The sequence below is a fragment of the Paucibacter sp. JuS9 genome (assembly GCF_044043925.2).
In the GTDB taxonomy this organism is placed as follows: Bacteria; Pseudomonadota; Gammaproteobacteria; order Burkholderiales; family Burkholderiaceae_C; genus JAUASW01.
The window spans coordinates 3,734,915-3,758,028 of record NZ_CP194172.1; the positions used below are offsets into that span (position 1 = coordinate 3,734,915).

20 protein-coding genes are annotated in these 23,114 nt (G+C 66.1%); 5 read left to right on the top strand and 15 right to left on the bottom strand.

Translation table 11 applies throughout. The annotated features are described in order from the left end of the window. Positions 1–38 precede the first annotated feature (38 nt). Genes ABT392_RS16580 through ABT392_RS16595 form a run of 4 tightly spaced genes read left to right on the top strand, consistent with a single transcriptional unit; the run spans position 39 to position 4,659 of the window. Positions 39–383 carry a cupin domain-containing protein gene (locus ABT392_RS16580; protein WP_395385227.1) on the top strand — a complete coding sequence of 115 codons (345 nt, stop codon included), beginning with the start codon at positions 39–41 and terminating at the stop codon, positions 381–383. Between the two features lie 30 nt (positions 384–413). Then, complete coding sequence (locus ABT392_RS16585) at positions 414–1,871, top strand: NAD(P)/FAD-dependent oxidoreductase (protein WP_395385226.1); 1,458 nt, start codon at positions 414–416, stop codon at positions 1,869–1,871. Between the two features lie 7 nt (positions 1,872–1,878). Then, entirely contained in the window at positions 1,879–3,186 is a 1,308-nt protein-coding gene (gene gabT, locus ABT392_RS16590) for a 4-aminobutyrate--2-oxoglutarate transaminase (protein ID WP_395385225.1), read from the top strand. Between the two features lie 15 nt (positions 3,187–3,201). After that, positions 3,202–4,659, top strand: a complete 1,458-nt coding sequence (locus tag ABT392_RS16595) for an NAD-dependent succinate-semialdehyde dehydrogenase (protein WP_395385224.1) — start codon at positions 3,202–3,204, stop codon at positions 4,657–4,659. 323 nt (positions 4,660–4,982) lie between these two features. Here the strand turns inward: ABT392_RS16595 and ABT392_RS16600 are convergent, their stop codons facing one another. From ABT392_RS16600 to ABT392_RS16635, 8 genes are read right to left on the bottom strand one after another with little or no spacing between them, the layout of a single operon-like run. Further along, complete coding sequence (locus tag ABT392_RS16600; RefSeq protein WP_395385223.1) at positions 4,983–6,200, bottom strand: MFS transporter; 1,218 nt, start codon at positions 6,198–6,200, stop codon at positions 4,983–4,985. A gap of 32 nt (positions 6,201–6,232) precedes the next feature. Next, on the bottom strand, positions 6,233–6,841 hold the full coding sequence (locus ABT392_RS16605; RefSeq protein ID WP_395385222.1) for an isochorismatase family protein: 609 nt from the start codon (positions 6,839–6,841) through the stop codon (positions 6,233–6,235). Continuing rightward, positions 6,838–7,755: a hydroxymethylglutaryl-CoA lyase gene (locus tag ABT392_RS16610; RefSeq protein WP_395385221.1), complete on the bottom strand. Its 918-nt coding sequence runs from the start codon at positions 7,753–7,755 to the stop codon at positions 6,838–6,840. The genes ABT392_RS16605 and ABT392_RS16610 overlap by 4 nt, the downstream gene beginning before the upstream one ends. Next, a complete protein-coding gene (locus ABT392_RS16615; RefSeq protein ID WP_395385220.1) occupies positions 7,752–8,954 on the bottom strand; it encodes a CaiB/BaiF CoA transferase family protein in 1,203 nt (400 codons plus the stop codon). Before ABT392_RS16615 ends, ABT392_RS16610 begins: the two co-directional genes overlap by 4 nt. 15 nt (positions 8,955–8,969) lie before the next feature. Continuing rightward, the gene (locus ABT392_RS16620) at positions 8,970–9,827 is read right to left on the bottom strand and encodes a DUF1838 family protein (protein ID WP_395385219.1); all 858 of its coding nucleotides are present in this window, start codon (positions 9,825–9,827) and stop codon (positions 8,970–8,972) included. Further along, positions 9,824–10,459: a CpcT/CpeT family chromophore lyase gene (locus ABT392_RS16625; protein ID WP_395385218.1), complete on the bottom strand. Its 636-nt coding sequence runs from the start codon at positions 10,457–10,459 to the stop codon at positions 9,824–9,826. Before ABT392_RS16625 ends, ABT392_RS16620 begins: the two co-directional genes overlap by 4 nt. A gap of 54 nt (positions 10,460–10,513) precedes the next feature. After that, the gene (locus tag ABT392_RS16630; RefSeq protein WP_395385216.1) at positions 10,514–11,521 is read right to left on the bottom strand and encodes a chromophore lyase CpcT/CpeT; all 1,008 of its coding nucleotides are present in this window, start codon (positions 11,519–11,521) and stop codon (positions 10,514–10,516) included. Next, complete coding sequence (locus tag ABT392_RS16635; RefSeq protein WP_395385215.1) at positions 11,521–14,163, bottom strand: TonB-dependent receptor plug domain-containing protein; 2,643 nt, start codon at positions 14,161–14,163, stop codon at positions 11,521–11,523. The genes ABT392_RS16630 and ABT392_RS16635 overlap by 1 nt, the downstream gene beginning before the upstream one ends. 235 nt (positions 14,164–14,398) lie before the next feature. Between ABT392_RS16635 and prpR the strand changes: the two genes are divergently transcribed. Then, positions 14,399–16,345, top strand: a complete 1,947-nt coding sequence (gene prpR / locus ABT392_RS16640; protein WP_395385214.1) for a propionate catabolism operon regulatory protein PrpR — start codon at positions 14,399–14,401, stop codon at positions 16,343–16,345. 18 nt (positions 16,346–16,363) lie between these two features. Here the strand turns inward: prpR and ABT392_RS16645 are convergent, their stop codons facing one another. From ABT392_RS16645 to ABT392_RS16675, 7 genes are read right to left on the bottom strand one after another with little or no spacing between them, the layout of a single operon-like run. Next, positions 16,364–17,143 (bottom strand): hypothetical protein, encoded by a 780-nt coding sequence (locus tag ABT392_RS16645; RefSeq protein ID WP_395385213.1) that lies wholly within the window; start codon positions 17,141–17,143, stop codon positions 16,364–16,366. A 31-nt stretch (positions 17,144–17,174) separates the two neighbouring features. Further along, entirely contained in the window at positions 17,175–18,023 is an 849-nt protein-coding gene (locus tag ABT392_RS16650; RefSeq protein ID WP_395385212.1) for a cupin domain-containing protein, read from the bottom strand. Between the two features lie 5 nt (positions 18,024–18,028). Continuing rightward, a complete protein-coding gene (leuD, locus tag ABT392_RS16655) occupies positions 18,029–18,652 on the bottom strand; it encodes a 3-isopropylmalate dehydratase small subunit (RefSeq protein ID WP_395385211.1) in 624 nt (207 codons plus the stop codon). Further along, positions 18,649–20,025 carry a 3-isopropylmalate dehydratase large subunit gene (locus tag ABT392_RS16660; protein WP_395385210.1) on the bottom strand — a complete coding sequence of 459 codons (1,377 nt, stop codon included), beginning with the start codon at positions 20,023–20,025 and terminating at the stop codon, positions 18,649–18,651. The genes leuD and ABT392_RS16660 overlap by 4 nt, the downstream gene beginning before the upstream one ends. Next, positions 20,022–21,203: a CaiB/BaiF CoA transferase family protein gene (locus ABT392_RS16665; RefSeq protein ID WP_395385209.1), complete on the bottom strand. Its 1,182-nt coding sequence runs from the start codon at positions 21,201–21,203 to the stop codon at positions 20,022–20,024. Before ABT392_RS16665 ends, ABT392_RS16660 begins: the two co-directional genes overlap by 4 nt. After that, on the bottom strand, positions 21,200–22,123 hold the full coding sequence (locus tag ABT392_RS16670; protein WP_395385208.1) for a hydroxymethylglutaryl-CoA lyase: 924 nt from the start codon (positions 22,121–22,123) through the stop codon (positions 21,200–21,202). The genes ABT392_RS16665 and ABT392_RS16670 overlap by 4 nt, the downstream gene beginning before the upstream one ends. Then, complete coding sequence (locus ABT392_RS16675) at positions 22,120–23,046, bottom strand: polysaccharide deacetylase family protein (protein ID WP_395385207.1); 927 nt, start codon at positions 23,044–23,046, stop codon at positions 22,120–22,122. Before ABT392_RS16675 ends, ABT392_RS16670 begins: the two co-directional genes overlap by 4 nt. Between the last annotated feature and the right edge of the window lie 68 nt (positions 23,047–23,114).

A 23,114-nucleotide genomic window follows, 5' to 3' on the forward strand; every position in this document is an offset into this window, starting at 1 on the left:
CGCATCCCAACCATTTCATTTCTCAAGGACCAACAGACATGACAAAGCTAGTTCAAGACATCAAGAGACTCGGTGCGGGTGTCGGCACCCACGCCAAGCTGGACTTCGGCATGGACGAAGACGACTGGTGCGCGCTCCAGGGTTCCAGCAAGGGCCATCTGGTGGGGTGGTGGGAAGGCAAGGTGGGGGCCGTGAGCTTCCCTGCGACCGCCACCGACGAAGTCGTCTGGCTGGCGGAGGGACGAGTGGCCCTGACGGACGTCGAAGGCGGCCGTGTCGAGTTCCGCGCCGGCGAGGCCTATCTGCTCCCCGCCGGCTTTGCCGGACGCTGGGAAACGCTTGAGGACGCCAAGAAGCTGTACGTGCTGCTCGATCCCGCCTGAACATCGCACAAGGAAGAAAGCAACAGAAAGATGGCGATTTCAGAGGCGCTTGACGCAATCAGAACCATTGACGCGAGACCAGGTCCGACCGAAGGGTACCGGCTCAGTCTGGACGAGGCTCTTGAGAACACACGGCTGCTGCCGTTCTGGCTGGATACGCATGAAGCCCCAACGCCTGCGCCCGCGCTGAGCGAACCAACAGAGACCGACCTGCTGATCGTCGGCGGCGGCTTTACCGGGCTTTGGGCCGCCGTGCAAGCCAAGGAACTGATGCCCGAACTGGACGTGGTCCTGATCGAAGCAGGTCTTGTGGGCCATGGCGCATCCGGCCGGGCGGGCGGCATCATCTCCACCTCGGTCATGCACGGCCTTCCGAACGCAGTGCGCGTGTTCCCCAAGGACATCGAGCAGCTCGAAAGCTTTGGCCAGGTCAACCTGGACGGCTTTGAGGCGGCGCTGAAACGGTACGGCATCGACGCCGAGATCGAGTGGAACGGTGAGATGACGGTGGCCGTCGACGAGGCTCATCTCGAGCAATTGCGTGCCGACTACGAGCTGCACAAGCGCTATGGCCATGACGTGGTGCTGCTCAACCGCGCGCAGACCGCCGAGCATATTCGCTCGCCGCTGTTTGCCGGCGCGCTGTGGTCACGGCATCGCAGCGGCATCGTCAATCCGGCCAAGCTCGCATGGGGCCTGCGGCGCGCGGCTCTCTCGCTGGGCGTTCGCATCTACGAGAACACGCCGCTTGAGCACACGCAGGATGCGGGAACGCACGTCCAAGTTCAGACCCCGCAAGGCAGCGTCAAGGCGAAGCGGGTTCTGTTTGGCACCGGCACCGCTAAGGTCGGTGTAACCGACATCAATCGCCGCGTCATGGCGGTGCGTGATCATGTGCTTGCCACGGAACCGCTGACGCCTGAGCAAATCGACAGGATCGACTGGCGCCTGCGGCAGGGCGTGTACGACACACGCACGCAGCTGAACTACTACCGATTGACCAAGGACAACAACATCATCTTCGGCGGCTTGGTCAGCTACCACTACGGTGGCCACGACGCGCCGGCCCAGGACGGCTGCAAGCAGACCTACCACCGGCTTGCCTCGGCCTTCTATCGAACCTTTCCGCAACTCGCCGACGTCAAGTTCTCGCATGCATGGGGTGGCCAGATCGACTACTGCTCGCGCGGCTCCGTCTTCGCCAAACCCTATCTCGGCGGCAAGGCCGTTTTCGTGGCCGGCTATACCGGCTTTGGTGTCGCTGCCAGCCGCTTCGGCGCCTTCATGGGCTTGAACATGCTGTTCGATCGCGACAGCCCGGAACGCCAACTCGACATCGTGCGACAGAGCCCGTCCTACATCCCACCCGAACCCTTTCGCTGGCTGGGCGCACGCATCACCTTCCATGCCTTCGACGGTGCCGACGCCGAAGGCGGCTGGAAGCGCGCCTGGATCAAGAGCATCAAGGCCCTCGGCTTTCCCATGTGATCGAGCAATGACTACCCTGACCTCTCCCGCAGAACCCACTCTCCGACCCCGCAACGCCGACTGGCACGCGCGTCGGCAAGCGGCAACGCCCCGGGGCGTTGCCGTGCTGGAACCCTTCTTCGCTGCCCGCGCGCTCAACGCAGAGCTTTGGGATGTTGAGGGTCGCCGCTACATCGACTTCGCCAGCGGCATTGCCGTGCTCAATACCGGGCACCGGCATCCGCGCGTGCAAGCAGCCTTGCAAGCACAGCTCGAGCATTTCCATCACACGGCCTACCAGATCGTCCCTTACCCCTCGTATGTGGCCTTGGCCGAGCGCATCAATGCACTGGCGCCCGGGGACTGGTCCAAGAAGACTGCATTCTTCACCACCGGCGCCGAAGCAGTCGAGAACGCGATCAAGATTGCCCGCGCCGCGACTGGCCGCAGCGGCGTCATTGCATTTGAAGGTGGCTTCCACGGACGCACGATGATGGGCATGGCGCTCACAGGCAAGGTGGCACCCTACAAGCTGGGCTTCGGTCCGTTCCCAGCCGAGATCCATCACGCGCCCTTTCCCAGCGAGATCAACGGCATCGATGTCGAGCAAGCCCTGGACGGTGTGCAGCGCCTGTTCCGCAGCACCATCGATCCCGGCCGAGTGGCGGCCTTCATCTACGAGCCCGTGCAAGGTGAAGGCGGCTTCACGCCCGCGCCCGAAGCTTTTATCGCCGGGCTTCGCAGGATTGCGGACCAGCACGGCATCCTGCTGATCGCCGATGAGATCCAGACCGGCTTTGCGCGCACAGGTCAAATGTTTGCATCGCACCACCATCAGGTGCCGATCGACCTGATCTGCTTTGCCAAGAGTCTGGCAGGCGGGCTGCCGCTGTCGGGCGTGGTGGGCCGGAGCGCGACCATGGATGCAGCCGCCCCCGGTGGACTTGGCGGCACCTATGCGGGCAACCCCCTTGCCGTGGCAGCAGCCCACGCAGTCCTGGACGTGATCGCCGAGGAAGGGCTATGCGAACGAGCCGAGCTATTGGGACGAGCGCTGCGCGCCCACTTGACTGCGCTGCAGGGCCAGGTGCCAGCACTGGCCGAGATCCGCGGTCTCGGCAGCATGGTGGCAGCAGAGTTCCGCTCTCCACTCACCGGAGCGCCCGACGCGGAGTTCACCCGTCGGGTCCAGGCCAACGCCCTCGAGAGCGGCCTGATTCTGCTGACCTGCGGCACTCACGGCAATGTGATTCGCTTCCTGCATCCGCTGACGACGCCGAGCAGCGTCTTCGACGAAGCATTGGGCATCCTGAGCCATGCATTGACCACTGCCTGAGCGGGAGCCTGCACCATGAAAGGCCATACTGACTGTCCCGTGTTGCTGCGGGAGGCTGCGCTGCTGGACGGCAAATGGGTCAACGCCGATGACGGCGCCAGGCTCGATGTGCACGACCCAGCGACCGGTGAGCGTCTGGGAAGCGTTCCCCGGATGGGTGCCACCGAAACACGTCGCGCCATCGATGCGGCGGAGCGTGCCTGGCCTGCCTGGCGGCGCCGACCGGCCAAGGAGCGTGGGAAGACCCTGCGCCGCTGGAGCGAGCTGATGCTGGCACGCTCCGAAGACTTGGCCCTGCTCATGACGCGTGAGCAGGGCCAACCATTGGCTGAGGCCCGCGCTGAGGTAGCCTACGCCGCCGCCTACCTCGACTGGTATGCCGAAGAGGGCAAGCGCCTCTATGGTGAAACCATCCCGGCGCCCAGCACGGATCGCCGCCTGCTTGTGTTCCGCGAGCCCATCGGCGTCTGCGCCGCCATCACGCCCTGGAACTTTCCACTGGCCATGATTGCGCGCAAGATCGCCCCTGCCCTGGCAGCGGGGAACCCGATCATCGTCAAGCCGGCCGAGAGCACGCCCTTCTCGGCGCTGGCCCTGGCGGTCTTGTCAGAAGAGGCAGGACTCCCTTCCGGCCTGCTGCATATCCTCACCGGCGACCCGCGCGCCATTGGCGGCGAGCTCACGGCCAATGCCAAGGTTCGCAAGCTCAGCTTCACCGGGTCCACCGAGGTCGGGCGGCTGCTTTTCGCGCAATCGGCTGCCACGATCACGAAGCTCTCGTTGGAGCTCGGCGGCAATGCACCCTTCATCGTTTTCGACGATGCCGACCTCGACGCGGCCGTTGAGGGAGCCCTGGCAAGCAAGTACCGCAATGCCGGCCAGACCTGCGTCTGCACCAATCGCTTCTACGTGCATGACAGCGTGTACGATGCATTCGCTACCCGCTTGAGCCAGGCAGTCAGTCAACTGATTGTTGGCAACGGACTTCAAGCTGGGGTTCAGCAAGGCCCGCTGATTGACGCAGCCGCTGTCGCCAAGGTGCAGCATCACGTGGCCGACGCCGTAGCCCAGGGCGCGCGGGTCCTGACCGGCGGTCAGCGCCATGCATTGGGTGGCAACTACTTCATGCCGACGGTACTGGCTGAGGTCACGTCAGCCATGGCGGTGGCGCGCGAGGAAACCTTCGGGCCCCTGGCGCCGCTGTTTCGCTTTCACAGCGAAGAAGAAGTCTTGGCCCATGCCAACAACACGGAATACGGCCTGGCCAGCTACTTTTACAGCCGCGACGTGGCGCGAATCTTCAGGGTCACCGAAGCGCTCGAGTACGGCATGGTGGGCGTCAACACTGGCCTGATCTCCACCGAGGTGGCTCCCTTTGGCGGGATCAAGCAATCCGGGCTTGGGCGCGAAGGTGGCCATCAAGGGATCGAGGACTACGTCGCTACCAAATACGTAGCACTTGCTGGTCTGTGAATCCCAGCAACGTGCAGTTGCTGGAGATCGGCAGTTGTTGATTGCAATGGAGGGCACACAAGGGAGTCACGCCCTGAGGCCAAATTGGCAATTCGGAGCTGAGAGGTCCCTTTGCAGAGCCTGTCGGAGACCTTGACTGTCAGCGTATGAAAGACTGAAGTCGGCCCGCGCAATCATGCCCTCTCATTCAACTCGACGCTGGATTGGAATGATCAGCCACTTTCGGATCTGCGTTAGGGTTCGAACTGGATGAGCTCAAAGCAGATCAAATGTGGCAAGTGTCAGGTCGGCTTGTCAATTTTTATGCCGAACCGACCTTACCGCTAGCCCAGCTGAAGGCGCTTGACCCGGGTCGATGCCAGCAGCGACAGAGTCAGTAGCACACAGATCAGGCCAAACGCCAGCTGGTAGTTTTTGTGGATGTCGAAGAGCACGCCAGTGGCGAAGATGCCCACGCCGCCACCAATGGCCTCCACCATCACCAGCGTGCCAAGGACTTTTCCGGCAGCCTTGAGGCCGAATGCATTGATGGCCTGCAACTGGAGCATCGTGTACATCCCGCCCCACCCCAAGCCAAAGAGCCCCACTGCAATCCACACCCAGTCGACCTTGAGGGTCGCCAGTGCCACGGCGCCGCTGAGCATCACGGCCAGGTTGGCAAGGTAAACCAGTTTCTGGTCCAGCCAGTCGGACAAGGCACCGAACACCAGCTTGCCGACCAGGGCGAGGCCGAACATCAGGCTGAGTGCCTTGGCCGCCACCGGCGGCGCAAAGCCCAGGTCCTGCATGTGCAGGAAGAGATGGGCCATCGCTGACATCATGGCGTAGAAGGTCATGCAGGCTGTGAAGCAGAGGATCCAGAAGGTGGGCGTGCGCAGAGCCTCCCCAAAGCTCAGGCCGCTGCTCAGCCCTTGTGGCGCGCCGGCCTTGCTCGCCGTCCCCGCACCGAAGGCAAGCTCGCCCACATCGGCAGGTCGAGAACGCACGACCAGCGCGGCCAGCACCAGCAGCACCGCAGGCACGGCGGCGAGCGTCACAAAGGCGGCCCGCCAACCTTGGCTGCTCACCAGCTGCGTGATCAGCGGCGGGAAGATCATGCCCCCCACACTGGTGCCCATGATGGCGATGCCCAGGGCCGTGCCGCGCTTGGCCTCGAACCAGTTCGAGACCAGGATCACCCCGACATTGAGGCCACAGCCCACCAGCACGATGGCAAACAGCAGGTGGATGCCGTAGACCTCCATCGGACTGCCCACCCGTGAGTACAGGTAGTAGGCAAGACTCAGCACGGCAGCGCCGACCAGGATCAGGCGGCGCACGCCGATGCGGTCGATCACGGCGCCGATGAAGGGAGCGGCGAGGCCAGTGGCCAGCAGCGTGATCAGGTCGCGTGCCTTCAGCGTGCCGCGGTTCCAGCCGAACTCGGCCAGCAGCGATTTGTCGAAGGCACTGAGCCCGCTGAGGATCATGCCGTTGCTGACCAGCAGCATCAGCATGGCGAAGGCCAGCATCAGCCAAGGGCGGTAGGAGGTCTTGTTCATATGCGGGTCCTCGAAATCGGTCGGGATTCGTTCTAGATCGGCGCCAGGGGCAGGCTCAGCAATTCCAGGATGTGCGCGCTGCTGCGCACATCGCCGGTCTTGAGCCCCAGGTCGCGCAGGTTGTAGTCGTGGGCTGCAAGATCGCGGTCGCCACAGGCGTCGGCCGCTACCGTGACCCGCAGATCGCACTGCAGAGCGTCGACGGCCGAAGCGCGCACGCAGCCGCTGGTTGAGAAGCCGCAGAGCACGGTGCCATCGACATGGGCCGCGCTCAGCCAGGTGCGCAGCGGTGAATCGAAGAAGGCGCTGGGCACGGTCTTGCGCAGCACCGGCTCATGAGGCAGGGGCTGCACGCGCGGGTCGATCTCGGCCCAGGTGCCGCCAACCACGAGTTGGTTGAGCACCGGCAGCTTCTGGCGGAACACGGCCGCTTCGCAAGGATTGGCGTAGGCATTGCTTGTGAAGAACACCGGCAGCCCGCGCACGCGGAAGGCATCGAGCAGCAAGGCGATGCGAGCCAGCGCCGCGCTGCCGTCGCAGCCCAGCGGGCTGGCCGGATCGGTGAAGCCTCGCGTCGCATCGATCACCAGCAAGGCGGGCTTCAGCCCCAGGCCCACGCTCATCGCTTCGAGCGTGCTCATGCCGCATGGCTCCGGTACTGGCGCATCAGCCAGGCATGGCTGCGGCCGCCCAGGGGCCGCCCGGTGATCTGAGCCGCCAGGTCAATGGCATCCATCAGCGGAGGCAGCGAGATGCCGGTCTCGAATCCGCATTGCGCGGCCAGCAGGACCAGGTCTTCGGTCGCCAGATTACCGGCAGCGCCCGGCGCGAACGGGCATCCGCCCAGGCCGCCGACGCTGCTGTCGAACTGGCGCATGCCCGCGTCCAGTGCCGCCCAGGCATTGGCCACGGCCATGCCCCGCGTGTCATGCAGATGGATGGACAGCCGCTCGGCACCGTGCTGCGCGACCAGGGGGTTCAGCAGCGCAGCCACGTCAGCCGGCGAGGCCGCACCAATCGTATCGGCAATCACCACCTCGTCGGCGTCGGCCCTGAACATCGCTTCGGTCAGCGTCCGAACCGTCTCAGGCGTCACTACACCCTCGTACGGGCATTCGAAAGCAACGGCCACATAGGCCTTGCTGCGCAGGCCGGCTGCGCGCGCGGCGGCCAGGGTGGCCTCACAGGCTGCGCGGGCTTCGGCCAAGCCCATATTGATGTTGCGGCGGTTCATGGTCTCGGTGGCTGAGAGCACCACCGCGACCTCGCGCGCACCCGCAGCGATGGCGCGCTGCAGCCCGCGTTCGTTGGGTACGAGGACGGAGTAACGAACCTGCTCCTTCGCTGGCAGGCGCAGCAGCAAGCCGTCGGCATCGGCCATCTGCGGCACGGCCTTCGGCGACACGAAGCTGGTCGCCTCGATGGACGAAACACCGGCCGCGACCAAGGCCCCAATCAAGCGCAGCTTGTCCTCCATTTCGACCTGCACGCGCTGGTTCTGCAGGCCATCGCGCGGGCCGACCTCGTTGACCAGGACGCGCGGCCTGGCATTCATTGGACGACGCCTGTTTCGCACAGTGCCTCGATCTGCGCAGCTGAATAGCCCAGCAGTTCCGCCAGCACCTGGCGGCTGTGCTCGCCCAGGCGCGGCGGCGGCGTGGGCTGTGCGGGGTCTTCGCAGCCGGAGATCTTGACCGGGTTGCCCGGCATGGCCACGGCCTCGCCGCTGGGCAGCTGCACCTGCACCACCATATTGCGCGAGCGCAGTTGCGGGTCGTTCAGCGCCTGCTCGAAGTCGTTGACCGGCCCGCAGGGAATCCGCGCGCTGCGCAGCTTCTCCAGCCAAAAGGCCGAGTCCTGCTTGATCAGTTCCTCGTTGATGACCGCTTCGATGAAGTCCTTGGCCGCCAGCCGCTCCGGCTGCTTGAGAAAGCGCGGGTCGCGCAGTTCATCGCGGCCCAGCACCTCGATGAACTTCTCGAAGAAGGCGTCGCCTATGCAGGCAATGATGATGTAGCCACTGGCCGTCTGGAAGGCGTTGTAGGGCACGTGCACGAAATGCCCATTGCCCAGGCGCTCGGGCAGGTGGCCCGACATCAGGTGCATGGTGGCCATGTAGTTGAGCATGGACACCTGCACGTCCAGCATGGAAACGTCGACATGGCGGCCCACGCCGGTCTGCTCGCGCGAGGCCAGGGCCGCCAGCACGCCGATGGCGCCGAACACGCCACCGCCCAGGTCGCCATGCGGAATGCCCGAGCGCACCGGGGCCTGGCCGGCAAAGCCGGTGATGGACATGCCGCCACCCATGGCCTGAACCACCTGGTCGAAGGCCGGGCGATGCGGATCGGGCCCGGTCTCGCCAAAGCCGGACACCGAGCAGGTGACGATGCGCGGATTGATCTTGGCCAGCGTCTCGTGATCGATGCCCAGCCGCTGGGTGACGCCGACACTGAAGTTGTCGAACACCACGTCAGCCTGGCGCACCAGGTCGTAGAAGACCTCGCGGCCGGCCTCGCTCTTGAGGTCCAGGGCGATGCTCTGCTTGCCGCGATTCAAGGTCAGGAAATAGGCGCCCAGGCCGTCGCGGGCGTAGTCCGGGCTGGTGGCGAGCAGCGCGCGCGTTCCCTCACCACTGCCGGGAGGCTCGACCTTGATGGTGCGCGCACCGAGGTCGGCCAGGATCATGGCGCCGTAGGGGCCTGACAGCATGTGCGTCAGGTCCAGCACGGTGATGCCTTCAAGTGCTCTCACTTTGTCTTCTCACTCTCACTTCGGGCTGGAGGCCGCCTGCGGCGGATGCTGCTTGCGAAAGTAAGTCCAGCTGGTCTCGTTTGGCTGACTCCACGCGGCAGGCGCCTTCATGAACTCGGGATGGTGCTTCTCGGTGTAGGCGCGCACCACGGGGTCCAGTTGCTCCGGGCCGCTGAGCTTGGCGCCATGGCCCACGTAGAGGATGTGGCCGGCATGCGCACCCATGCGCATCCAGGGCAGCCAGGGACCCACGCGGGTCCAGCCGTAGTGCGTCGGCACAGAGACCTGCTTGTCGTCCAGCACATCGGCGGCGCGGGCGAAATAGGTGAAATGCTCACTGGCGATGTAGTTCTCGCCGGTGGACTCCAGCGGATATTCCTTGGGGCTGACAGGATTGGCGTACAGCAGAGGCACGTCCTGGCGCAGCACCAATTGGTCGCCGCTGGCTTCCAGCGTCACGCGCCGACCGGTGGGCGTGGGCGCCGGGAACGCAACATTGACCGGGTCGTTGACCACCTGCAGCACATCGTCGGTCTGGCCGGTCAGCGGGTTGGCGAAACGCTGCAGCACCTCGCCGGTCTTGAGGTCGCGGTAGTAGGCCACCTCGCGCGAGATCATGCGCCAGCCGCCGTCGCCCTGCTTCTCCATCCGCGCCGCATTGAAGCCATCGAGGCGGAACAGCGGCCGCATGCGCTGGCCGGGCACGACGGCAAAGGCCGTGACCTTCCAGTCGGCAATCACCTCGCGGCCATCGAGGCTTGCCCGCATCTTGATCAGGGCCTGCAGCCCGCCCTCGGGGCTGGACACATCCAGCGCCAGCGCCGAGGAGGCGGCAAACCAGGCGGCGACAAGCAAGCTCAGGCGCTTGATCATGGCTTGGCCGAGATCTTGACGAACTTGTAGGCGCCCTTGGTCGCGCCCCAGATCTGCTTGCCTTCGGCATCGAAGCCCTGGTCCCAGCTCTCCAGCAGCTTGGCATCCAGCGTCACCTTGCTCGAGCCGTACCTGGCGCCGCGCAGCACGCTGGGGCAGGCCTTGTCGGCGGTAGCGCCGACATAGCTGCCGTCGGCGCGGCGCTCCATGATGACGGCGCAGCCATCCTTGAGCACGATGTCGGCCGGGTTCAGGCCGGCCAGCGGCGCTGCCTGCTTCCATTGGCCGGCGTTCTTCAGGGGGTCGCCCTTGAATTCGTAGATGTGGCTGAGGTACTTGCCGCCCTGGGTCTCCAGGCGGTAGACGCGCTGGCGGTAGGGCTTGTCGGGCGTGCGAGCATCAGCCTGCTCGACATAGAGCCAGGGGCCGTCCGTGCGATCGGTCCAGACCGGCACGATGCGCAGCTCGATGTTGAAATAGTCCTTGTCGGCGGCCGCCTGGGCTGCGCTGGTGAAGTAGCCGCTGAGGTGCGAGGCCAGCTCGGCATTCGGGTCGGCGGGCTTGCTCGTGGCCGCACAGGCGCTCAAGAGCAGGCCGGCGGCCCCGAGGAAAGCAATGCGATGAAGTTTCATTGGAACTGCGTCGATGGAGAGGGGAAAAGGTGATGCCAGGATAGGGGACGCGGCTCAGGGCTGCGTCGTCCCAAGCGACACATCCTTGCTCTTTTGTGTCAGTCCGAACTGAACCCAGCCCAGGTTCAGGCCGATGCGGCTGGCGTCGGTATTTGCCCAGGTGTAGGCCACGCTCTTGCCTTCCTTGCGGCTGTCCAGAAGGGCGAGCTTGAGGATGGGTGCCGTGGTGTTCTGGTAGGTCAGCTGCGCCAGCTGGATCTGGTAGGGACTGGGCGTGCCGTCTTCGTAGGCCAGCGGCACGACCTGGCCCTCGTTGTGCAGCAAGAGCGCGCGTTCGCCGCGCAGCTTGCGGCCCTCGGGATCCGTGCCGAAGGCCCAGCCGGTGAAATAGCGGACCTTGCGGTTCTTCACCGGCGTGTCCGTCTTGCTGCCGAACACATGGTTGCCCTGCTCGTCACGCGCCTGGTCGTTGATCCAGATCTCGCTGGCGCTGAGCTTCAAGGTGTCGCTGACGATGATGCGCTTGTTCAAGCGCGGCGAGACATAGCTGCAGGCACCCGGTGTCATGGTGCCGGCAAATGCCTGCGCGGCGGCATCGAAGCGCCAGTACACCTCGCAACCCTTGGCCTGGCGCAGGGTGGCCACGTCGATGCCGGCGAGCAGCTCCGGCTTCAGGTGCGCGTTGATGAAGCGCTTCTCATCGGGCAAGGAGAAGATCTCGAGCTTCACCGCCTTGGCCTCGGCATCGGCCGTGATGCGATAGAGCCGCTGGCGGTAGACCTTGGCCGGGTCGCCGTCCAGGTTCTGCTGCACGTAGTAGATGCGCTCGCCGAGCTGCGGCACAGAGACCGGCGCAAACACATGGTGGGTGTGCGCTATCGGGTCCTCGGGCTTGCCGCCGGGCAGCTTGGCTGCGTCCTGCTTTTGCTGCCAGACCTGCTCGTGGTTGTCGAACTCGCCACCAAACCATTGGACGAAGCGCTGCAAGTCCTGGTCCAGCGGCGTCTGCGCAAAGGCAGCGCCACTGGCCGCAAGAGCGATGAGCGAAAGAAGGCGTCGCATCAGAACTTGTACTCCAGGCCAGCGCGCAGATAGCGGCCGCGCAGGTCGTACTGAGCGGTCGAGTAGCCCAGGCCGGTCGACACATCCCACGGCGGGTTCCTGTCGCCCAGGTTCTTGATGCCCAGGCTCAGCTTCAGGTTCTTGACGCCGGTATAGGCCAGGAACAGGTCGACCGTGGTCATGTCGGCCACAGACCCATCCACGCCCGCGCCGGTGGTCACGCGCTGCTCGTAGGCGCCGGTGTGGTTCCAGCTCAGGCTGCTGGAGAAGTCGCCATGCGCCCAGTCCAGCGTGGCACGCGCCTTCAGCTTGGGCATGGCGCCGAACGGACCGTCATTGCGGCCGGCATAGTCCACCGCGTCGCCACCGGCCTTCGCCGTGTACTCCCAGTTCAGCAACTGCGTGGCCGAGAGGCGCACGCCGAATCTGCCGATGGGCAGCGGCGCGAACTTTGCGCCAATCTCGAAGTCCAGGCCCTGGGTCTTGACCTTGGCGAGGTTGGAATAGCTGTCGTACACCACCAGGATCTGGTTGGTGCCGGCCTGGCGCACCACGGAACCCGGGAACAGCGTGGGGTTGCGCACGATGAACTGCGCGCCGTTCAGGGCCACCAAGTTGCGCTGCTCGATGCTGTAGTAGTCCACCGAGGCGATGACGCCACGCACCGGCTCGACCACCAGGCCAAAGGAGTTGGAGGTCGACTTCTCGGCCTTGAGGTCCTTGGAACCGGTATTGAGCACACCGACGATGGACGAGGCATTGCTCAGCACGGGATCCTGCACCGACTCGAAGCCGAGGCTGGCGGAGGCCGAGTTCTCGACCAGGGTCGGCGCGCGGAAGCCGCGAGCGCTCGAAGCTCGCACCAGGACTGCAGGCGAGAACACGTACTTCAGGCCAAGCTTGGGCGAGAAGGCATTGCCGAAATCGTTGTAGCGGTCGGCGCGGCCGGCCAGCTGGAACTCCAGCTGCTTGGTCACCGGCGCCACCAGTTCGGCATAGGCGGCGCTGGCCGAGCGCGAACCGTCGTTGCGCGAGGAGCCGGTGCCGATCAGGCGGCCCTGCTGCGCCAGCGGATCCGGCGTATCGACCATGGATTCACGGCGCGCCTCCAGGCCGGCCGCGAACCCGAGTGCGCCGCCTTCGAGCTGAGCCAGGGTGGTCGACACCTTGGCGTCCGCAAAGCTCAGCCTGGACTCGGCATTGCGCATGGTGCTGACGCGCAGCTTGGCGCTGTCGGAGGTACTTGGTGCGAGGAAGTTGTAGCCTCCCTTGTCGAGCGCAGTCCTCAATGCGAGCGCATCGACCTGATTGCCGGTGCTCTGCTCGACCTCGCTGCGCGAGCTGCCCACAGCCACTTCCCAATCCCAGCCCTTGCTGCTGCCGCTCAGGCCGGCCAGGGCTCGAGCGGTCTTGTTCTCCAGCGCGAACGTGCGGGCACCGACATCGAAGAAGGTGTAGTTCAAGCGAGCCGAAGTGCCCGAGCCGCCCAGCTTGTTGCTAGCCAGCAAGGCCACACGATCGGCATCGGTGGCGATCGCAGGAATGATGTTGCTGAATGCCGAGAAGCCGCCGGTCGCCGGATTGAACACGACCGACTGGTTGGTCATGGTCTGCGGTTGGTTGATCCAGCTGCTCTTATTGTCGGACAGCGCCAACTCGGCAAAAGCCTCCATGCCGCCGTCCAGTTGCAACGAAGCACGGGCCAGGCCGCCCTTGCGAGTACTTTCTGGGTAAGCGGTGAGGTATTTGTCGACGGTGTAGGTGCAGGCCGTGCCACTATAGACACCAGCGCCAATCAAGGCATTCATTGACGTGCTGTCGCCCAGGCAGTTGGGTAATGCCTGTCGCTGCAAGGACAGCGTGGCCGGCGGCACGAACACCGAGCGCTGCCAGGTACCCCCAGACGCGCCGGGGAAGAAGGTGCCGCCGGGCAGGAAGCGGAAGTCCAGCCCGTTCAGCCAGGGGCGATCGGACAGCAGCAGCATGTCGCGCTTGAAGAGGTCAGCCACCGCTGTGACGCTGAGCTTGCCGCCCAGCGCGCTGAAGCCGCCGGCCAGATTGAGGCCATGCTCGGCCAGGCCACCCTGGCTGGAGCGGCCGGTGTTCACGGCGATCTCACCGCCCTTCAGGTCCTTGCGCAGGATGATGTTGACCACGCCGGCAATGGCGTCGGAGCCGTAGATTGCCGACGCGCCGTCCTTCAGCACTTCGATGCGCGCCACCGCGCTCTTCGGAATGCTGTTGAGGTCCACGAAAGTGTCCTGGCCGTTCTGCGCAATCGCATGGTTTGCCATGCGGCGGCCGTTGATCAGGACCAGGGTCGACTTCTGGCCCAGGCCGCGCAGCGAGACGCCGGCTGCGCCGCTCTGGTTGTTGATCGAGGTTTCGGAGTAGCTGCCGCCGCTGTTGGCAGAGATGTCGCGCAGCAACTCGCCCACATTGGCTGCGGCGCTGCGGTCGATGGCGACCTTGTCGATGACCTGCACCGGCGTGGCCGTCTCGGCGTCGATGCGCTTGATGTTGGAGCCGGTCACGACGACACGCTCCAGCTCGTTGGTCTGCGCCTGGGCAAAGGCCAGGCCTGCGGTCATGAGGGCCAATCCGGTCACGGCGCTGGCAAGCGGCGTCTTCTTGAACTGCATGCGGTCTCCTGGTGGCTGTTGAAGCAGTCGATCGAGTGCTTCTTGACTTGCTGAAAAGCAAGATTCTTGCCACCACGCTTGGAACGATTTTTGACACTTCATCGCTTGGTCATGCAACAGATGGCGCGGGCATAGCTCGTGCATGAAACGTGGGTTCTCCTGGGTGCAACAAATCACGTTTCAAAACTAGGATGAAGACCATGGCGCGACGAAACGCGCAGCGAGCTCAAATCCCATGGTTTTCCCGTACCAACGCAAGCCGCGCATTTGCGTGCTGACCTACAAGGCCCTGACTGGCCTGGTGCTGTCCGCTGAGTCGCGCTTTCGCGATCGCGCCGAAATCACCGTCGATGAATACGTGCTCGACGACGCAATGTTCCGCGGCCGCCAGATTGAGCAGCAAGGGGATGTGGATGTCGTGGTCAGCGCCGGCTACAACGCCGCTGTCCTGCGCTCGCAGCTGGAGCTGCCGGTGGCCAGTATCGACGTCACCGGCTTCGATCTGCTGCATGCCCTGAAGACCGCGCGCAGCATCGCTCCACGGATCGGCCTGGTGGTCTACCGCGGGTCGATCAGTGAGCTCGATTCAGTCAAGGACCTGCTGCTGGTGGAGCTTGAACAGCTGACTTACGAAACCTTGGCCGAGGCGCGCGAATGCATGCTGCAGCTCAAGGGGCGCGGCATCGAGGTGGTGGTCGGCTCCAGCCTCATCGTGGGCCTGGCCGAGCAGCTGGGCATGCGCGGCGTGCTCTTCTACACCGCCGGCTCCATCGACCGCGCACTGGAAAAAGCGATCGAGATCGGCGAGAACGCGATCCGCCAGAGCGCGCGCTCAGAGAACTTGAACGCCATACTCTCCCACCTGCACGAAGCCATCCTGGCGGTGGACAACCGCCACCGCATCACGGCGATCAACCCGCCGATGCGGCAGATCCTGGACCTGGGCGAAGAAGAGCCCATCGGCAGGCGCCTGCCAGACATCGCGTCTGAGCTCTCGCTTGCCGGGGTGCTGGACGGTCAACCCGACGAGGCCGAGGTGGTGGTGCAACTGCGCCGGGGCAATTACCTGATGAGCCGCACCGGGATCCGGGAGCGCGGGCTGAACACGGGTGCCCTGCTCACGCTGCGCGAAACCGCAGCGATTCATCGCGCCGACTCCACCATCCGTTCGCAGCGCCGCACCCGCAGCGTTTCGGCGCGCTACAGCTTCGACTTGATCACCGGCACCAGCGCCGCACTCAGCTATGCACGCTCGGTGGCGGAACGCTGCGCCCGTACATCCTCCACCGTCCTGATCACTGGAGAGACCGGCACCGGCAAGGAGCTGTTCGCCCAGGCCATCCACAACGCCAGCGCCCGCAAGCTGGGCCCGTTTGTTGCGCTGAACTGCGCTTCTTTTCCCGAGTCCCTGCTGGAGAGCGAGCTGTTCGGCTATGAGGAAGGGTCGTTCACCGGCTCGCGCAAAGGTGGCAAGAGCGGCCTGTTCGAAGCGGCGCACACAGGCACCGTGTTTCTCGACGAGATCGGCGACATGCCGATCTCCCTGCAGACCCGGCTCCTGCGCGTGCTGCAGGAACGTGAAGTCGTGCGCCTGGGCAGCAATTCGCCCGTGTCCATCGATGTGCGCGTGATCGCTGCCACGCACCGCTCACTGGAAGATCGCATCGCCGACGGCCAGTTCCGGGCCGACCTCTACTACCGGCTGAACATCCTGCAGGTCGCGCTGCCGCCCTTGCGCGAACGCGCCGAAGACCTGCCGCTGCTGGCCGGCCAACTGCTGGAGAGCAAGCTGCGGGAGGTCGGCTCCGCCCAGCGTGCCGAGCGCATGCTGCAGCCGCTGCTGCCGGCACTCACCAGTTACGCCTGGCCGGGCAATATCCGCGAGCTTGAGAATCTCATGGAGCGCTTTGCGGTGTTTCTCTTCGGTGCAAAGGATGCGGGCAGCGTCGACTACGGGCTGTTCCTGCGCGAAGCGCCGGAACTGACCCGCCGCGACAACGGTCTCGTGCCGGAACCCAGCGGTGAGCCCGCGAGCCTGGAACTCAGCATCGAGCATGACGACGCCACGATCAGAGCCGCCCTGCAACGCTCGCGCGGCAACCGCCAGCTCGCGGCACAAATGCTGGGTATCAGCCGCACGACGCTGTGGCGGCGCCTGCGCGACCTGGGCGAACCGGCTTGAGCGTCGGACACTCCCCTGTCAGCGTGCGCTGGATGCCGCCACAGACGTCGGCACCTGCATCAGTTTGCGCACCGCATCGGTCGAGAACACCTTGAGCACCAGCGCGCGATCCGACACATTGAGCGACTTCGACACATAGGCCCCGGCCTCGATGTCCGGCAAGCCGCTAAGCGGCAAGGACTCCAGCTGAGGCACCACCTCGCGCAGTTCCTCGCGATGCCCCAGGCCACGAAAGAGGTCGGGCGAGATGACGGTGAAGTCGGCGCGATCAGCGACCAGCATGCGCAGCACCGTGATGTTGTCGCTGACGCGGTGCACACGGGTCGCGCCCTGCTCGTCCATGGCCCGGTCCAGCGCGCCGCCCCAGGTTTGGCCACGCACCATCAACCCGCGCAAGCCGGCATCGGCAACCAGGGCATTGAGATCACTGGGTCGCCGCGGGTCGCCCTTGCGCATCACCAGCTCCAGCGGCATACGTGCCATGGAGACAAAGACACCGGCGGCATCGCGCTCGGGGTCGCGTGCGGCCGGCAGCATCACATCGGCCTGCCTGTTCAGGAGCATCTGGTGCAGGCGCGGCCGGGGCACCGCCGGGAAGCTGAATTCGCAGCCCAGGGCAGCGCCGACCTCGCGCACCGTGCGGTGCAGCTTGGAATCATCCGGCGCAGTGGCCGGCGCTTGCGGCAGCTGCACCATGGGCATGACGATCGTGCGTGTACAGCCGGCATGCGCGGCGCCAGCGAATGCAATCAAGCCTGTCAGGTGAAGCAGGGCCGAAAGACGCAATAGGTCGGGCATGCGCCGATTGTGGCCCACCAGCAGCGGCGCCCTAGTAGCGCGGCGGCTGCTCCAGTGCAGGCAGGGCGGCCATTGGCGCCAGCTCCTGCGGCAACACCGGTCTGTATGGGGCGTCAAAGTCGAACGGCGCCTCGTCCGGGCTCCACAGGTTGACATGCCGCCCGCCGAGAAAGCGGATCAGCGCCACGCAGCCCCAGCGCGTGCCGAACGGGCCGTGCGGAATGCCTGGCGGGCGCCAGAAGTAGGCACCTGCCTGCATTTCGCCCATGGGTCCCACCAAGGACCCAGACAACACATAGCACTCTTCCACCACCGGGTGCGACTCCCGCGGCCCGCGAGACCGCGGCGGCTCGCTGTGCGGCAGAATCATCGACAGCAAACTGCGCGAGCCGTCGGCACCTGCGCGCAGGTTCTTGCGTGAAATGCCCAGGTGCGCGAGATTGGGGTCATTGAGCGACATGTCCCACGGCATGTGAAGCACGTCCAGATGCAGGGGCTGCGCATCGCACTTGGGCTGCGCGCCGGCGGCGCTGAACTCGGGCTGGCTGTCAAAGAAGGTCAGCACCACGGCGCCGTGCGGCGCCGACATGCGATGGCGCGGCCAATGGGCTGGCAGGTAACCATGGTGATCCGCCCCGTAGCGCAGGCCGTCGATCTCGAGTGCCCCCTCCAGCACATAGAACTCCTCCGCCGTGGCCAGCGCCTCGGTTGCCTCCCGTGACCAGCCGGCCGGATAGCGGATCAGACAGGAACAGGCCCCGTCCCTCGCATCGCGGCTGAGGTACTTGTACTCGGCATCGGGCCGGGCTGCACCCGGCGGCAGGCGCCGCCAGGGCAGGCGCTGCGCCTGGATGAATTCGGTATGCGGCCGTTCCAGCATCGTGTTCAGCTCAGGTAAAGCCAGGCAAAGCGCCTGCGGTCCGCTGCCTCGAAGGCCTCGATCTGCGATAGCAGCTGCCGGGTGCGCTCGATCGGGTCGAGGCCAGTCAGCAGCATCTCCCGGTCCTCAGCAGCGAGCTCGATGGCACGCGATAGCCCCCATGGTCCAAGCAGCCTCCCGGCAGACAGGTCCAGCGTCAGCGGCCTGGCCTGTGGATCCACCTGGACAGCCTCGGCAAGCTCGCGCACCTCGGTCTCGGGCAGGACCAGAGGCAGCAATCCGTTGCGCAAGCAGTTGTCGAAGAAGATTGCGCCAAAGCTGGGCGCCACGATGGCTCGAATGCCCCATTCGGCCAGTGCCCAGACCGCATGCTCGCGCGAGGAACCGCAACCGAAGTTGCGGCCTGCCAGCAGAACGCTGGTGCCCGCCTGCTCGGGCCGGTTGAGGACGAATTCAGGGTCGGGCCGCCGCGTCTGCACATCGGCATAGCGCCAGTTGGCGAACAGGCCCTCGGCCAGGCCCGTCTTGCCCACGGTCTTCATCTCGCGCGAGGGAATGATCGCGTCGGTGTCGATGTTGTCGCGCAGCAGCGCGGCCGCCACGCCGGTATGGACGGTGAAGGGCTTCATGCCAGCTCCCTCAAGTCAGCGATGCAGCCGGCCAGCGCCGAGGCCGCCACCGTGGCTGGGCTGGCCAGATGGCTGCGCGTCTGCGGCCCTTGCCGGCCCTCGAAATTGCGGTTGGTGCTGCTGACCACGCGTTCGCGCTGGCCAAAGCTCTCGCCCCCGGCGAAGAAGCACATCGAGCAACCCGACTCGCGCCATTCAAAGCCAGCCGCGGTGAACACCCGGTCCAGGCCTTCGGCCTCGGCCGCGCGCTTCACGCTGCTGGAGCCCGGCACGCAGATGGCGCGCACATGGGGCGCAACCCGGCGCCCGCGCAGCAGTGCAGCGGCGGCGCGCAGATCGCTCAGCCTGCTGTTCGTGCACGAGCCGATGAAAGCCGCCGTGATCGGCAGGCCCAGCAGCCGCTGGCCACGCTCCAGCCCCATATAGGCCAGCGGCTGCTCTGGCGCATCGTCCGGCACCGCCTGGTCGACGGGCATCGCGTGCTGAGGGCTGGTGCCCCAAGTGACCATGGGCGCCAGACCTTCGACATCGACGCTCAGCTCGGCGTCGAATCGCGCATCGGCGTCGCTGTAGAGCCCTTGCCAGTGTTGCAGGGCCTGCTCCCACAGCGGGCCCTGCGGCGCAAAGGGCCGACCCTCCAAGGCCTCGCAGACCGCCGCATCCGGCGCGATCAGCGCGCTGAATGCGGAGAACTCCACTGCCATATTGCACAGGGTCTGGCGTGCCTCGATGGACAGCGCCCGCACCGCCGCGCCGGCAAACTCGACCACGCTGCGCTCGGCACCACCCGCACCATGGCGGGCAATCAGCGCGAGCGCCATGTCCTTGGCCGTGACGCCGGCCGCGAGCTTGCCCTCAAAGCTCACGCGCATCGAACGCGGCCTACGCACGCGCAAGGTCTGTGTGGCCAGCGCATGCTCGGCTTCCGATGAGCCTATGCCCCAGGCCAACGCCCCGAAAGCCCCCTGCGTGCAGGTGTGGCTATCCGGGCAGACCAGGGTGGCGCCTGGCAGCACGATGCCCTGCTCTGGCGAGATCACGTGCACGATGCCCTGACGCTCGTCGCCCAGGTCGAACAAGTGGATGCCGGTGCGGCGCGCTTCCTCGCGCGTCGTGCGGATGAAGGCCTCGCCGCCCGCCATCAACGTGCGGTCGCTGCGGCCGGGCAAGGTGTCGACGATGTGGTCGAAGGTGGCGAACACCTGCTTGGGCGCACGCACCGGCAAGCCGCGCTCGGCCAGGGCGCGCAGGGCGACGCCGCCAGTGCGCTCGTGCAGCATCACGCGGTCGATGCGCAGCAGGTCGGTCTCCGGCCCCAGCGCCGCGATGCGCCGGCTGTGCCAGATCTTCTCGAACAGGCTCAAGCCACTCATGCGCGCAGCACGCCCTGGTCCAGCAGAGCCTGCACCTCCGCCTGGGTCAGTCCCGCCGCGAGCAGCGCCTCGGGCCCGCCCTGTCCCACGGCCGGCGGCTCGCGCCGCAGGCCCAGGCGCTGCGAGTCCATCTCAATGGGCAGCGCCGGCAGCTTGGTCTGCTGCCCGCCCGGCAGCGTGACCGGCAACAGGCCGCCGGCATTGAGATGCGGATCGTCGAACAGCTGCTCGGGCCGTGCCACCGGCGCGAACGGCAGGCCGGTGCGCTCGAGCTTGAGCATCAGGTCGGCCTGGCTGTAAAGCCGGAAGCGCTCGCGTATCACCGGCAGGATGCGCTCGCGCTGGCGCACCCGCTCGTTGTTGCGCGCCAGGGCTTCGTCCGCAGCGAACTCGATGAAGCCAAAGGCCTCGCAGAGCATGCGCCACTGGGTGTCGCTGACCACCGCGACGAACACCTTTTCCCCATGGCAGGACTCGAAGATGTCATAGACACCCCAGGCCGACTGGCGCTGCGACATCGGCGGCGCCGGCTTGCCGGTGACCGCGTACTGCGCCATGTGCTGCCCGACCAGGAAAGCCGTGGTCTCGTACAGCGAGGTCGTCACGGCCTGGCCCCGGCCCGTGCTGTGCCGCTGCTCCAGCGCGGCCAGGATGGCGATCACGCCGAACATCGCGCCTGTCACGTCGATGACGGAGGCGCCCGCGCGCATGGGCTTGTCGGGCAGGCCTGTCATGTAGGCCAGGCCGCCCATCATCTGCGCCACCTCGTCCAGCGCCGTGCGGCGCTCGTAGGGGCCGGACAGAAAGCCCTTGCCCGAGCAATGGATCAGGCGCGGGTTGCGCGCGGACAGCGCGGCATAGCCGAGGCCCAAGGCCTCCATCGCGCCCGGCCGGAAGTTCTCGATCACGATGTCGGCACCGTCTATCAGGCGCAGCGCCGTGGCCAGGCCGGCGGGTGACTTCATGTCCAGCGCCAGGCTGGACTTGTTGCGGTTGTACATGGGGAAGTAGCCCGCGCCCGAGCCGCCCAGGCGGCGCGTGTTGTCGCCTTCCAGCGGCTCGATCTTGAGCACCTCGGCGCCCAGGTCAGCGAGGATCAGGCCCATGCTGGGGCCCATCACCATGTGGGTGAATTCGATGACGGTCAGACCGGCCAGCGGCAATGCGTTCTTGCTCATGCGGATTGGGAAAAATTCAGGGGCAGGCCGGCCAGCGGCACCATGCCGTACAAGGGTTCGTCTGGCAGCGCGGACGCCAGCACGGCGCGCGCGGCGAGCAGGCCGCGGAAGTCGATGCCGGTGTCCAGGCCCATGGCCTCCAGCATGAACACCAGGTCCTCGGTCACGATGTTGCCGCTGGCACCGGGGGCGAAGGGGCAGCCGCCCAGGCCGCCCTGCGAGGCATCGAGCGTGCTGATGCCCAGGTCCAGCGCGGCCAGCGCATTGGCCAGGCCCAGGCCGCGGGTGTTGTGCAGGTGCAGGCCCGTGAGCCGCTCGCGGCCCACGCCGGCCCAGACCGCGCGGATCAGGCGGCGCACGCCGGCCGGGTCGGCATAGCCGTTGGTGTCTGACAGGCCCACCTCGTCGCAACCACAGTCCATCAGCGCTTCCGCCAGCTCGACCACGCGTCGCTCCGGCACCGCGCCTTCCAGTGTGCAGCCGAAAGCCGTCGACAGGCCGCCCTCGAAATGCGGCCGCTCGGCCGCCGGCAGTTCCCGTATCGCTGCGGCGATGGCGCGCGCCTCGTCCAGCATCTGCGCATGGCTGCGCCGCACGTTCCTGAGGCTGTGCGTCTCGCTGCAGGACAGCGGAATCGTCAGCTTGTGCGCGCCGGCTGCCAACGCGGCTTCGGCGCCCTTCAGGTTGGGCACCAGCACAGCCACGGTGAGGCCAGCAATCTGCCGCGCATGGGCCACCAGCTCGGCCGTGTCGGCCAGTTGCGGCAGCAGCCTGGCCGGCACGAAGGAGCCGACCTCGATCTCCCGCAAACCGGCCGCGGCCAGCGCCGTGATCCAGCGCTTCTTGGCCTCGGTGGGCATGATGGCGCTGATGCTCTGCAAGCCGTCGCGCGGCCCGACTTCGCTGACCAGCACCCTCATGCCTGCACCCCCGCTGCCTGCGCGATCTCGCTGGGCTGCGCCAGCCAGCAGTCATCCTGCGCGGCGGCAATATGGGCCAGCACGCGATCGAGATGCCTGACCCGGTGGGCCTGGCCCGTCACCCAGGGATGGAGCGATAGCGAGAACAGGCGGCCGGCCCCGCAGGCCCGCGCCTCGGCGCGCTGGAACTCGAAGGCATCGATCACCTGCTCGGCCCAGGAGGCTTCGGCATGGAGGTTGTCCAGCACGACGAAGCGGTCCTCGGTTTCTGTCGGCAAGGGCATCGCCAGGAGCGGGCCGTTTGCCGTGCGGAACGCATAGGGCAGCTCGTCGTTGACCCAATCGGCGAACCAGCGGATGCCCGCCTCGCGCAGCAGCTCGGGCGTGCGGACGGTCTCGAGGCGGCCGGGACTCAACCAGCCGCGGATCTCGCGCTTGAACGTGCGGCTCAGCGCGCGCAAGGAACGCTGGATCAACGCCCGCTCGGCGTCTTCTTCCAAGGCACCGGCATGTACGGTGTCCATGTTCCAGGAATGGCCCAGGACTTCGGCGCCGCTGTCCCTGACCGCCAACATCAGCTCGGGGCAACGCTCGATCAGTTCGGCATTGATCGCGAAACTGGCGGGCAGCTTGTGCCCATCGAGTGTCTCCAGCACGCGCCAGGCGCCGACGCGATTGCCATGGTCACGCAAAGTGAAGTGGCGCAGGTCCGGGTAGGGCATGGCCATGCTGCCGGGCAGCCTCAGCTTGGCACTGGGGTTGAGCGGGAAGTGCTGCAGGCTGACATTGATCCACACAGCCAGCGGCTTGCCGCCCGGCCAGCGCAAGACGGGCCGCTGCTGCAGCAGGGTCCAGTCGTAGCGCTCATGGTCCATGCCATAGCGCCGCAGCGGGTATTCGAGGTGCGCGGAGTCAAGGCTCATTGGTGCACCCTTCGGCCTGCGGCCTGTCCCGCCAAGCGGGAATGAGCCCCTTCGGGCGGCCGTGCGGG

Coding starts and splice junctions, on each gene's coding strand:
- ABT392_RS16580 (WP_395385227.1), top strand. CDS start 39: ATGACAAAGCTAGTTCAAGACATCAAGAGACTCGGTGCGGGTGTCGGC.
- ABT392_RS16585 (WP_395385226.1), top strand. CDS start 414: ATGGCGATTTCAGAGGCGCTTGACGCAATCAGAACCATTGACGCGAGA.
- gabT (WP_395385225.1), top strand. CDS start 1,879: ATGACTACCCTGACCTCTCCCGCAGAACCCACTCTCCGACCCCGCAAC.
- ABT392_RS16595 (WP_395385224.1), top strand. CDS start 3,202: ATGAAAGGCCATACTGACTGTCCCGTGTTGCTGCGGGAGGCTGCGCTG.
- ABT392_RS16600 (WP_395385223.1), bottom strand. CDS start 6,200: ATGAACAAGACCTCCTACCGCCCTTGGCTGATGCTGGCCTTCGCCATG.
- ABT392_RS16605 (WP_395385222.1), bottom strand. CDS start 6,841: ATGAGCACGCTCGAAGCGATGAGCGTGGGCCTGGGGCTGAAGCCCGCC.
- ABT392_RS16610 (WP_395385221.1), bottom strand. CDS start 7,755: ATGAATGCCAGGCCGCGCGTCCTGGTCAACGAGGTCGGCCCGCGCGAT.
- ABT392_RS16620 (WP_395385219.1), bottom strand. CDS start 9,827: ATGATCAAGCGCCTGAGCTTGCTTGTCGCCGCCTGGTTTGCCGCCTCC.
- ABT392_RS16625 (WP_395385218.1), bottom strand. CDS start 10,459: ATGAAACTTCATCGCATTGCTTTCCTCGGGGCCGCCGGCCTGCTCTTG.
- ABT392_RS16630 (WP_395385216.1), bottom strand. CDS start 11,521: ATGCGACGCCTTCTTTCGCTCATCGCTCTTGCGGCCAGTGGCGCTGCC.
- ABT392_RS16635 (WP_395385215.1), bottom strand. CDS start 14,163: ATGCAGTTCAAGAAGACGCCGCTTGCCAGCGCCGTGACCGGATTGGCC.
- prpR (WP_395385214.1), top strand. CDS start 14,399: ATGGTTTTCCCGTACCAACGCAAGCCGCGCATTTGCGTGCTGACCTAC.
- ABT392_RS16645 (WP_395385213.1), bottom strand. CDS start 17,143: ATGCCCGACCTATTGCGTCTTTCGGCCCTGCTTCACCTGACAGGCTTG.
- ABT392_RS16650 (WP_395385212.1), bottom strand. CDS start 18,023: ATGCTGGAACGGCCGCATACCGAATTCATCCAGGCGCAGCGCCTGCCC.
- leuD (WP_395385211.1), bottom strand. CDS start 18,652: ATGAAGCCCTTCACCGTCCATACCGGCGTGGCGGCCGCGCTGCTGCGC.
- ABT392_RS16660 (WP_395385210.1), bottom strand. CDS start 20,025: ATGAGTGGCTTGAGCCTGTTCGAGAAGATCTGGCACAGCCGGCGCATC.
- ABT392_RS16665 (WP_395385209.1), bottom strand. CDS start 21,203: ATGAGCAAGAACGCATTGCCGCTGGCCGGTCTGACCGTCATCGAATTC.
- ABT392_RS16670 (WP_395385208.1), bottom strand. CDS start 22,123: ATGAGGGTGCTGGTCAGCGAAGTCGGGCCGCGCGACGGCTTGCAGAGC.
- ABT392_RS16675 (WP_395385207.1), bottom strand. CDS start 23,046: ATGAGCCTTGACTCCGCGCACCTCGAATACCCGCTGCGGCGCTATGGC.